This is a genomic window from Armatimonadota bacterium, from assembly GCA_017993055.1.
GTDB lineage: Bacteria > Armatimonadota > UBA5829 > DTJY01 > DTJY01 > JAGONM01.
Window position 1 is genome coordinate 36,826 of record JAGONM010000034.1, and the last position, 4,100, is coordinate 40,925.

Annotated in this window: 4 protein-coding genes; all 4 read right to left on the minus strand. The window is 62.8% G+C overall.

Features of this window, described 5'->3' with window-relative positions; genetic code table 11:
• Positions 1-1,165 (minus strand): heme ABC transporter ATP-binding protein (locus KBC96_12285; protein MBP6965174.1); only part of this gene is annotated, 1,165 nt, incomplete at its 3' end.
• Between the two features lie 82 nt (positions 1,166-1,247).
• Positions 1,248-2,747: a hypothetical protein gene (locus KBC96_12290; protein MBP6965175.1), complete on the minus strand. Its 1,500-nt coding sequence runs from the start codon at positions 2,745-2,747 to the stop codon at positions 1,248-1,250.
• A gap of 30 nt (positions 2,748-2,777) precedes the next feature.
• A complete protein-coding gene (locus KBC96_12295) occupies positions 2,778-3,362 on the minus strand; it encodes a zf-HC2 domain-containing protein (GenBank protein MBP6965176.1) in 585 nt (194 codons plus the stop codon).
• A complete protein-coding gene (locus tag KBC96_12300) occupies positions 3,359-3,922 on the minus strand; it encodes a sigma-70 family RNA polymerase sigma factor (GenBank protein ID MBP6965177.1) in 564 nt (187 codons plus the stop codon). Before KBC96_12300 ends, KBC96_12295 begins: the two co-directional genes overlap by 4 nt.
• Positions 3,923-4,100 lie beyond the last annotated feature (178 nt).

Sequence of the window (4,100 nt, forward strand, 5' to 3'; positions counted from 1 at the left end):
CCGAATAGGCATCCGACCTTCCTATCACCGCAAGCCTCTTGCCCTGATCGAGAGCTTGCGCGGCCTGACGCAGGTTGGAGAGATTGCCCAACCCGAAGGGCGTCTCCGACACCACTATGACATCGGCCGATGAGATGAAGTTCCAGTTGGCTCTCTCAGCCGCCTCCGAGATAGGCGAGAACGGCGCGTCCTCGACGTACTCGATGCCGAGCGACTCGGCGGCTTCCTGGTCGGAATCGCCGATATTGATAACCCCGGCGGTAACTCCGCAGCCGGCCTCCAGCAGACGCGTGAACACCGGCAGACCGCTGCCGCCGCCACAGATAACGTGGGCCTTCATTGCCCGGCGATCGTCCGAATCAGCGAGCTTCCCTATCAGCGCCCTGCTCCCGGTAGATAGGACGTAGGGCCGGCCGGAGGTCGGGTGTTTCCGCACCCAGACTGACGTGCCGTAAACCTCGCTCACGTTCTCGACGGTGATAACCTCCGCGGGAATGCCGTCGGCGTACACTCTGCCGTCCTTCAGCATGATTAGGCGGTGGCAGAACTCCGCCGCGAGATTCAGATCGTGCAGGACGACAACCACGGTCTTGCCGTGAGACTCGTTCTCACGCTTGAGCAGGTCGAGGATCTCGACCTGGTAACTCAGATCCAGGTGGGCGGTCGGCTCGTCGAGGAGCAGGACGTCGGTCTGCTGGGCGAGAGCCCGGGCGATCATTGCCCGCTGTCGCTCGCCGCCGCTCAGCTCACCAATCCTGCGGTCGGCATGCTGCAGCAGGTTCGTGCGCGTGAGGGCGTCCGCGGCGAGGTCGAGGTCGGACCGTTTCTCCATCTGGAAGCGCCGAAGATGCGGCGCTCGGCCCATGAGAACGACTTCGAGGACGGTGAACTCGAAGGCCACCTGGCTGTCCTGGGGCACGACGGCGACCCTCCGAGCCAGATCGCGCCCGCGAATCGAGGAGACACTACGACCGTCGAGAGATACCGTGCCGCTCGCGGGCCGAAGCGCGCCGACCATCGTCTTGAGGAGAGTGGACTTGCCGGACCCGTTCGGGCCGACGATGCCGACGAACTCGCCGACGTTGATGTGAAGGCCGATGTCCCGCAGGACGTCGGCTGAATCGTAGGCTGCGCGGATACCGGTCAGTTCGAAGAGCTTCGACATGGCAATCGGGCTGCCGAGGACTCCGCGGAATGGAGTATCCCCGGCAGCCCGATGATAGCACAGCCGAGCAAGGACGGGCAACCTACCGCGCCGGGGGCTGCAGGCTGGGAGGAGAGACCTGAGCCGATGCCCGGGCCCCCCGCGCCGACCACCAGTCTTCGTAGGCGCCGAAGCCAGTCAGGATCACCGCGCCGAATCCGATCAGGGTCAGAACGAACACCGCCAGCGAACCGGCAAACGGTACAAGGTCAACCAGGGTCAGTATCAAGATGCCCAGAGCCGCCGCCGCAATGCCGCTTGAGATCGGCCTGTTCGCAGCGTCCCCGACCTTCCGTCCAACCGCAAGACCGACCGCGATCCGGGCGAATACCCAGGCGACCAGGGCGAGCAGAACCTCTACAGCGATCAAGGGAATCCCAACGCAGGATACCAGCAGAAGCAGGGCGATCGGCAGAATCAGCACGGCTCCGGCAAGACCGTAGAGTATCGAGGGACCCGGGCGCTCGAGCACCGCCTCCGCAACCATACTCGTTCGCACCGGGAACATGGCGACCACCAGCACGGCAAGGATGATGAACAGCAACCCCTTGACCAGAGACATCAACAGGCCGAACGCGGCGAGACCCTCCCAACCACCGCCGAGAAACCGGCTGTAACCGCTGATCCAAGGGAAACCCACGCTCTGGGTATCTCCGCCGATGTACCCATCCCCCTGCTTCACGACCTTCCCGCCGACGGCCACCGCATCTCCGTCAATGCGGCCTCCGGGCATGACGGTGACGTTTCCCATCACCGCCACCGCGTCGCCGGTCACGTGACCGTGGACCGTCACACTGCCCATCACCGCGACGGTATCGCTGACCGTCTCGTTATTGGCGACCACTATGCTGCTGCCGACCTCGACTCTCTCTGAGCCCTGTCGGCCGGTCGTCCCGGGTTCGACGCTCTCCGACTTCCCGCTCGTGATAGAAACCGGCCCTTCGACGATTCCACCCTCGCCACGAATATCGAGCACCCGGACAGCGATGACGTTCGGTTGGCCGAGTTTGAGGACGCTCGCCGGCACCTTATACGAGCGATAGAGCGTGTCAGCCGGAGCAGCCTGGTTGGAGGTCTGGCCGATGAGAACGCCGTTCACGTACACCCAGTCATTGTCATCGATCCTGCCGAGATTCAGGTAGACGGCCTTACCTTTCCAGTCAGCCGGGATTGTGACAGACCGTCTGTACCAGGCATATCCGCTGTATGGCCTGCTCAGGTCGTCCTGTGTCCACTGGTAGTCGATCTGATTGACCCCCTGCTCTTCCCAGGAGCCGGGAACCGTGAGATCGCGCCACTTGGAAGCATCGAAGCTCGCGGACTGCCAGCCCTTCTGCTGGCCTAAGTTCTTCAGATCGACTTGGAACTTCCAGACGCCCGACAGCTCCAATCGGTGCGTGGGCTGCCCGGAGACAGCGCCATCGAGCTTCACAGATGACACGGTCGTCTCCTCGCCACTGTAGATCTTTGCGCCAGACGAAACGCCGGCAGCACAGATCGCGACGGTCAGCAGTAGCAAGACTCTGGCAACTATCGTTTTCATATTCGACAAACCTCCAGACTCAGAGATAGCTCAGCAGAATAGCACGGACGTCTGTGTCACCCTTCGACGCCCGAAGATGATCACGAGAACCGCGAAAAGGAACAGCGCGTCCAACGCGAGGAAGGACAGTATGGCGGGAGACGCATCGGAAACGACTCTCATCGCAACCTCCAGCAGAGATAGAGCGTTCCGGGCCGCGATCCCGAGCAAGCCCGAAGCCGTCTTGGCATGAGCGATCGCCCCAACTACAATCCGATCCGCCGACCAGGACGCCGTCCAGCCGTATACCGCGACTCCGAGTGCCGCCAGTATCAGAAGGCCGAGTAGCCAGGACGCGCCCAGCCACGCCAGGATAAGCCCGGGATAGCTCCTTCCCGGCACGCGCCTCGACGCCGGATGCGATTCCGGCAGGCGCGCCATCACCGCGGCGGCGATATCTACGTTCGGCACGTCCTCTCGCGCCGCATCGAGCGAGTGACAGATGTCCGACATGCTCGAGTGCCATTCCCGGCACGATTCACACTCATCCAAGTGCCGATACGCTTCCGACTCACCCGGATGAACTTCACCGTCCAAGAGCGTGTTCAGAATCTCCCTTGCTTTGTCGCAGTTCATAGTGACACCTCGACTCCCTCCAGCCGCCGCCTGAGCCTCTCGCGGGCGTGGTGGAGATCGGATTTCACGGTCCCCTCGGGCCGGCCGAGGGCTTTGCTGATCTCGCTGATCGTCAGGCCGCTGAAATGAAACATCACCAGCGCGGCGCGGTGGCTCTCCGGCAGATCCAGGATCGCCGCGTTCAGCCGCCTCTTTGCGTCGCTCCGGAGCGCTGCCTCCTCCGGCGAAGGAGCATCAGACGGGAGGCTGCTAGCGCCGGAGTCCTCATCGTCTATCGAATCCGCCTTACGAACGGCGCGCCGCCGGACGGAATCGAGGCACGCATTCCGAGCGATGCGGAACATCCACGTAAGGAATTGAGCATCCTGCCGGAACGACTCCAGGGCATGGTACGCCTTGATGAAGCTCTCCTGGGCCGCGTCGGCCGCTTCGTCGGCGTCGCCGAGCATGCGGTAACAGAGGCTGTAGACCTGCCGCTGATACTTCCGCACCAACAGGTCAAAGCCCGCGTTGTCACCCGCGAGGCATCTCTGTACGAGCTCGGCATCGGATGGTCCCAATCCTCCAGCCTCTCTTCACTGTGCCTTCATAGAGATTACGAACGGGGATCGGATGTGGTTGAGGGTATTTTCGACGAGTATCGCTGAAGAGTCCTGCGTGCCGAGCGATTAGCAGCTATCACCAGGGGGAATCGCCCAAGGACTGGAACACCAGGATCATGGCAACGGCGGCGAGGGC

Coding starts and splice junctions, on each gene's coding strand:
- KBC96_12290 (MBP6965175.1), bottom strand. CDS start 2,747: ATGAAAACGATAGTTGCCAGAGTCTTGCTACTGCTGACCGTCGCGATC.
- KBC96_12295 (MBP6965176.1), bottom strand. CDS start 3,362: ATGAACTGCGACAAAGCAAGGGAGATTCTGAACACGCTCTTGGACGGT.